General features: G+C 76.4%; 4 protein-coding genes and 1 pseudogene. 1 reads left to right on the top strand and 4 read right to left on the bottom strand.

The genetic code is table 11. From position 1 onward, the window contains the following. Nucleotides 1-108: 108 nt before the first annotated feature. From OO62_RS27525 to OO62_RS27515, 3 genes and pseudogenes are all read right to left on the bottom strand, one after another. Nucleotides 109-1,332: a thiolase family protein gene (locus tag OO62_RS27525; protein WP_033270316.1), complete on the bottom strand. Its 1,224-nt coding sequence runs from the start codon at nt 1,330-1,332 to the stop codon at nt 109-111. Further along, nucleotides 1,332-2,198 (bottom strand): CoA-transferase subunit beta, encoded by an 867-nt coding sequence (locus OO62_RS27520; protein WP_051733650.1) that lies wholly within the window; start codon nt 2,196-2,198, stop codon nt 1,332-1,334. Before OO62_RS27520 ends, OO62_RS27525 begins: the two co-directional genes overlap by 1 nt. Nucleotides 2,199-2,258: 60 nt before the next feature. Next, nucleotides 2,259-3,062 (bottom strand): annotated as a pseudogene (locus OO62_RS27515) (3-oxoadipate--succinyl-CoA transferase); the annotation flags it as partial. Nucleotides 3,063-3,250: 188 nt separating this feature from the next. On the opposite strand from OO62_RS27515, the gene OO62_RS27510 reads away from it, so the two are divergent. Beyond that, nucleotides 3,251-4,951 (top strand): IclR family transcriptional regulator domain-containing protein, encoded by a 1,701-nt coding sequence (locus OO62_RS27510; RefSeq protein ID WP_033270299.1) that lies wholly within the window; start codon nt 3,251-3,253, stop codon nt 4,949-4,951. Between the two features lie 141 nt (nt 4,952-5,092). On the opposite strand, the gene OO62_RS27505 is transcribed toward OO62_RS27510, so the two are convergent. Next, nucleotides 5,093-6,469 (bottom strand): MFS transporter, encoded by a 1,377-nt coding sequence (locus OO62_RS27505; RefSeq protein ID WP_033270298.1) that lies wholly within the window; start codon nt 6,467-6,469, stop codon nt 5,093-5,095. Nucleotides 6,470-6,552: the final 83 nt, after the last annotated feature.

The following is a 6,552-nucleotide window of genomic DNA, read 5'->3' as shown; positions in this document are numbered from 1 at the left end:
GCGGGGCACCGGGCACGAAGGCCGGCGGGGCGGGGGGGGGCGGGGTGCGGGTCATGGCGGCCGTCTTCCTTTGCGGTGGTGGTCGGGCGGGTCCGGGGAGGGCGCGGCCTAGCGTTCGAGGACGACGGCCAGGCCCTGCCCCACGCCGATGCAGAGCGTCGCGAGCCCCGTGCCGGAGCCGGCGGCCGCCAGCCGGTGGGCGACCGCGCCCACGATCCGGGCTCCGGACGCGCCCAGCGGGTGGCCGAGGGCGAGGGCGCCGCCGTGCGGGTTGACCAGGGCGGGGTCGAGTTCGGGCCAGCCGGCCAGGCAGCCGAGGGCCTGGGCGGCGAACGCCTCGTTCAGTTCGACGGTGTGCAGCGCGTCGAGGCCGCGGCCGGCCTTCGCGAGGGCCCGCCGGGCCGCCTCGACCGGGCCGAGCCCGAAGAGCTGCGGCTCGATGCCGGTGACCGCGCTGCTGCGGATCCGGGCGAGCGGTGCGCACCCCGAGGAGCGCAGGCCCGCCTCGTCCATCAGGAGCAGGGCGGCCGCACCGTCGTTGAGCGGCGAGGAGTTGCCGGCGGTGACCGTGCCCCCGTCCGCGCGGAAGACCGGCCGCAGCGCGGCCAGCGCCCGGAGCGAGGTGTCGGCGCGCACGCACTCGTCGCGCACGGGTGTCCCGTCGGCGCCGTCGCCGCCCCGCGCGCCGTCCGTGCCGTACGGCACGGCCTCCGCGTCGAAGGCGCCGTCCTGCCAGGCCCGTGCCGCCTTCCGGTGGCTGGCCAGCGCGTAGGCGTCCTGCTGCTCGCGGGTGAGGCGGTAGCGGTCGGCGATCAGCTCCGCGCCCTCGCCCAGCGCGACCGTCCACGCGTCCGGCATCCGGGGATTGGTCAGCCGCCAGCCGAGGGTGGTGGAGTGCAGGGTCTGCGGGCCGGCGGGGAAGGCCCGTTCGGGCTTGGGCAGCACCCAGGGCGCCCGGCTCATCGATTCCACGCCGCCGGCCACGACCACCGAGGCGTCGCCCAGCGCGACGGCCCTGGCGGCCTGGATGACGGCCTCCATCCCGGAGCCGCACAGGCGGTTGACGGTGACGCCGGGCACGGTCACCGGCAGCCCGGCGAGCAACACCGCCATCCGGGCCACGTTGCGGTTCTCCTCGCCCGCCCCATTGGCGTTGCCGAGGTGGACGTCGTCGATCGTGGCCGGGTCCAGGCCCGGTGCGCGGTCCACCAGGGCCTTGACGACGTGAGCGGCGAGGTCGTCGGGGCGGACGCCGGACAGCGCGCCGCCGTATTTGCCGATCGGGGTGCGGACGGCGTCGACGACGTACACGTCCCGGGGGCGGTCGGTGATCACGGGGCTGCGGTGTCCTTCCGGGGGCGGGCGCCCTGGGGCGCGGCGGGTACGGGGGTCGCCTGGCCGGTGGCGGCCTTCAGGGCGCGCAGGGCGGCGAGTTCGTCGTCGGTGGGCGGGGCCGTGACGCCCGGCCGGCCGGCCACCTTGAGCTCCCAGCCGGTGGCCGCCCGTACCTGATCGACCGTCACTCCGGGGTGGAGTTCGGTCAGGACGAGTTCCGCGGTGCCGGGGTCGGGGCGCAGTACCCCGAGGTCGGTGATGACCGCGGTGGGGCCGGCGCCGGGCAGGCCGAGCGCCGCGCGGTCCCGGGGGCCACTGCCGTGGCCGAGGGTGGTCACGAAGTCCAGCGCGTCGACGAAGTTGCGGCGGCTGTGCCGCAGCACCATCAGGACCCGGCCGCAGTTGGCGGCGATCTCGGGCGCGCCGCCGGCCCCGGGGAGCCGCCCCTCGGGCCTGCCGGGGCCGCGGCGGACGACGGTGGTGTTGATGTTGGCGAACCGGTCGACCTGTGCGGCGCCGAGGAAGCCGACGTCGATCCGGCCGCCCTGAAGCCAGTAGTTGAACATCTCCGGCACGGACACCAGGGAGTCGGCGGTGTCGGCGAGTTCGCCGTCCCCGATGGACAGCGGCAGCCGGGTCGGCTTGGAGCCGATGGTGCCGGATTCGTAGATCAGCACCAGGTCCGGATTGACGGTGCGGCGGGCGAGGTTGGCGGCCGTGCTGGGGAGCCCGATGCCGACGAAGCAGGTGCGGGCACCGGCCAGCGCGCGGGCGGCGTTGACCTCCATGAGCTCGTCGGGGGTGCAGCGGGGGGCGGGGGCGCCGGTGAACGCGGGGGCGGCGGTGGCGCGGGCCCGGGACATCCCGGCCGGCTCGTGCGCCGGGGCCGGCTCCCGCGCCGCGTCCGGTTCCGCTCGCCCCTCCCCCCGTACGCTCTCCGCAAGCCACCGCCCGAACGCCGCGCGGTCCCGCGCGATGCCGTCCCACTGCCGGTAGAAGGCGTTGTCGCGGACCGAATAGCCGGCCGCGTACGAGGGGTGGGCACCGCCGGGCACGACGGCGACCGCGTCCACGACCCAGCCGGGCAGCACGACCGCGCCGGGCCGCGGCTCCAGCGCCCCGTCGACGACTTCCTCGACGGTGACCAGCACCCGGCGGGCGGCGAGCGCCGCCTCCTTCTGCACCCCCGTCAGGCCCCACAGCTGCACGTTGCCGTCCTTGTCGGCCTGCTGTGCGTGGATGACCGTGACGTCCGGGTTGAGCGCGGCGACGGCGGCCAGTTCCTCACCGGTGAAGGGGCAGGTGACGGTGGCGACGGTGGACGTACGGGCCGGTATGTCGCTGCCGCGGTAGCCGCGCAGCACCGCGAAGGGGAGCTTGGCCGCGCCCGCCGCGTAGCGGTTGGCCATTCCGGCGTGGCTGTGTTCGTCGATCTCCAGCGGGGCCGGCCAGCCGTTCTCCACCGCGTCCCGGAAGCGGTGCAGCGAGCCGACGCCCGGATTGCCGCCCCAGGAGAAGACCAGTTTGCGGGCCGCGCCGGCGCCGATCAGCTGGTCGTAGACCACGTCCGGCGTCATCCGGGCGAGCGTGAGGTCCGTGCGGCCCTGCCGGATGATCTCGTGCGCCGCCGCGAACGGGATGAGGTGGGTGAACCCCTCCAGCGCCACGGTGTCGCCGTCGTGGATCAGCTCCGCGACGGCGTCTCGCAGGGAACGGATAGCGGCCATGTCCTCGCCCTCGGGTCGTCCTGCCTCGTACGCGCCGGCTCGTCCGTGCGGTCGGCCCGCAACTACCTGCCGTTCGCTCAGTGAACTAAAGTTCATCCTTGCGCGCTCCGAGTTTGGCCCCCGACCCGGGCCCTGTCAACGGTGCGCCGGGTACGGTTCCGACGAGATCACCGCACGATGGAGAGGCCATGACCCACCCCGCCCCCACCGCTCCCGCGTCGCCGGCGCCGCCGCCGGAGGCGGTGGGCCCGCTGATGCGCGGCCTGTCCGTGCTGCGGCAGCTGGCGGCCGGCGCCGGCCGCCGGCCGGTCGGCGACCTGGTGCGCACCACCGGCCTGGCCCGCTCCACCGTGGACCGCGTGCTGAGCACCCTGGCCCGGCTGGGCTACGTACGGATCGAGGGCCGCGACGCGGTGCCGGCGCCGCGGCTGCTGGAGCTCGGCAACGCCTACCTCGCCGCGTCCGAACTCCCCGACCGGCTCGGCCCGCTCGCCGACCGGCTGGCCGACGAGCTGGACGAGTCGGTCTCGCTCGCGGTGCCCGACGGCGACGGCGTCCGCTTCGTGCACCAGGCGACCCGGCGCCGCGCGATGTCGCTCGCCTTCCGCATCGGCGATCTGCTGCCCGCCGAACGGGGCGCGCCCGGCGCGCTGTTCGCGGACGCCTGGACGGCGGCGGACTGGCGGCGCTGGCGGTCGCGCCGGGCGGCCGATCCGACGGACGCCGGCTTCCCCGCCGTACCGCCGCGGTCCGCCGACGACGACACGGCCGGCGCGGCCGCCGGCTTCGAGGCGCGGGTGGCCGCCGCCCGCACCGCCGGCTGGTCCCTCGATGACCAGCTCATCGAACCGGGGCTGGTCGCCGTCGCGGTGCCGGTCCGGGACGCCGCGGGCCGCACGGTCTGCGCGCTCAGCGTCGTCAGCCACACCAGCCGGCTGAGCGCGGCGGAGCTGCCCGACGCGGTACTCCCCCGGCTCCGCGAGACGGTCGCGGCGATGACGGACGCCCTCGCCGCGCCCCGGGGCGGCCCGCCCGCCCCCGCTTCCGACACACCCCCGGGCCACCCGCCGCACGCCACCTGGATGCGCGCCTCCAAGCAGGAACTCGGGCCGGAGTTCGTCGAGTCGCTGGCCCGCGGGCTGCTCACGCTCACCGCGTTCGGTACCGGCCGTGCCGAACTCCCGCTCAGCGCCGTGGCGGAGGCCACCGGCCTGGCGCGCGCCACCGCCCGCCGGGCCCTGATCACGCTGGCGCACCTCGGCTACCTCACCACCGACGGCAAGCTCTTCCGGCTGACACCGAAGGTGCTGGAGCTGGGCTTCGCGCACCTGTCGGGCCTGACGCTGCCCGCCATCGCCCAGCCGCACCTCGCCGCGCTGGTCGAGCGGGTGCACGACTCCGCCTCGATGGCGGTGCTGTCCGGCGACGAGATCCAGTACGTCGCCCGGGTCCCCACCGTGCGCATCATGAGCGTCAACATCACCCTGGGCACCCGCTTCCCGGCGTACCCGACGTCCATGGGCCGCGTCCTCCTCGCCGGCCTGCCGCCCGCCGAACGCTCCGGACGCCTGGCCCGCACCGCCCTCACCCGGCTGACCCGGCACACCGTGACCGACCCGGAGCGGCTCGGCGCGATCCTGGAGCAGGTCCGCGCCGACGGCTACGCGCTCGTCGACGAGGAACTGGAGGAGGGCCTGCGCTCCCTGGCCGTCCCCGTCCACGACCGCACCGGCCGGGTGGTCTCCGCCGTCAACGTCTCGACGCACGCGGGCCGTTGCACCCCGGAAGAGGCCCGCGCCACGATCCTCCCGGCACTGCGTGACGCCGCCACCGCCATCGAGGCCGACCTCCGCGTGGCGGGCCGGTACGCCCGCATCGCGGCCCTGTGACCCGCCGGCCCCGGCGGTAACCGCGCCCGGCGCGACCTGCCGACGTGCCGACGCGCCGGTGATTCCGGGGGGGGGGAGCCGTTCGCGACGCTGCCGGAGCAGGGGCCGCACGGGCGCTTGGGCTTCGGCCGGCTCCGCGCGCTACTCGACGCTGACCGGGGCCGGTGACGGCGCGGCCGTCGGGCGGCCGATCCGGCGGGCGAGGGGGACGAGTCCGATGGCGAGGGCGCCCAGGAGGCCGGCCAACGCGAAGGCGGTGAAGCCGAGTCGGTCGTTGCCGGCGGCGGCGAGGGTGCCGCCCAGCCAGGGGCCGACCACCGCGCCGGTGCGGCCGATGCCGGTGACCCAGCCCAGGCCGGTGGCCCGTTGGGCGGCCGGGTAGACGCGGCCGGCGGCCGCGTAGACCATCACCTGGGCGCTGAACAGCCAGACGCCGGTGACCGCGACGACGACGTAGGTGAGCGCGAGCGGCAGCCGGGCGCCGAGGAGCAGGGCGCCGGCGGCGGTCAGCAGGAACCAGAGGGCGGAGACCCTGACCGGGCCGTAGCGGTCGGCGGTGCGGCCGGCGATCAGCATGCCGACGATGCCGCCGGCGTTGATGACGAGCAGGAAGCTGACCGAGGACGTCAGGCCGTAGCCGGCCGCCCGCATCATCTGCGGCAGCCAGGTGCTGACGCCGTAGACCAGCAGCAGACCCGCGAACGAGGCGAGCCAGAGCAGCGGCGTCGCCCAGCGGGCACCGGGGCGGAAGAGGGCGCGCACGGCGTCCAGGCGGCCCTTGGGGCCCTGGGTCGGCGCGTCGGCGGGGACCGGGCGGGCCATGCCGTAGCGGTCGGCGACCGCGTCAGCCTCCGCGGTACGGCCCCTGGCGAGCAGCACTCCGGGGGATTCCGGGAGCAGCCGCAGCAGCAGGGGCGCGGCGATGACGGCGGGCAGCACGCCGGCCCAGAAGACCCAGCGCCAGCCGAGCGTGGGGGCGAGGGCCAGGCCGAGGCCGGTCGCGGCCATGCCGCCCGCGTGGTACGAGGTCATCAGCAGGCCGGTGGCGAGCGCGGCCCGGCGCGGCGGGGCGAACTCCATCACCACGGACAGGCAGAGCGGCATCAGGCCGCCGAGTCCGAGGCCGGCGAGGAAGCGGCCGGCGCCGAAGGGCGCGGCCGTGCCGGAGAGCGCGCAGACCGCCGATCCCGCGGAGAACAGCAGCACGCTGGTGACCAGGACCGGGCGGCGGCCGAGCCAGTCGGTGAGGGTGCCGGTGCCCAGCGCGCCGATCAGCATGCCGAAGGTGGTCCAGCTGCCGATCGTGCCGGCCGTGCCGGGGGTGAGGCCGAGGCCGGGGTCGTCGAGCAGGTGCGGCATGACGGCGCCGTAGACGTTGACGTCCATCCCGTCGAAGAAGACCGCCAGCCAGCACAGGGCGAGGACCGGCGCGACGGAGCGGAAGGTGTGGCGCCGGCCGGCGGGGGCCGCGGCGGAGCCGGACGTACCGGAGGGCGGCGGTGGACCGGAGGGGGACATGGGGACCTCGGATTCACGAGTCACGGACGCGGCACGCGGGTGCGCCGGGGCGGCACTCGGGCGCGGGCGGGTCCACAGACAGC

The sequence above is a fragment of the Streptomyces lydicus genome (assembly GCF_000717345.1).
Classification (GTDB): Bacteria; Actinomycetota; Actinomycetes; order Streptomycetales; family Streptomycetaceae; genus Streptomyces; species Streptomyces lydicus.
This window is presented reverse-complemented; position numbering and strand designations above follow the sequence as displayed.

Bases quoted from the DNA above. Each gene is read 5' to 3' on its own strand.
- OO62_RS27520 (WP_051733650.1), bottom strand. From the start codon at position 2,198: ATGTCCCGGGCCCGCGCCACCGCCGCCCCCGCGTTCACCGGCGCCCCC.
- OO62_RS27510 (WP_033270299.1), top strand. From the start codon at position 3,251: ATGACCCACCCCGCCCCCACCGCTCCCGCGTCGCCGGCGCCGCCGCCG.
- OO62_RS27505 (WP_033270298.1), bottom strand. From the start codon at position 6,469: ATGTCCCCCTCCGGTCCACCGCCGCCCTCCGGTACGTCCGGCTCCGCC.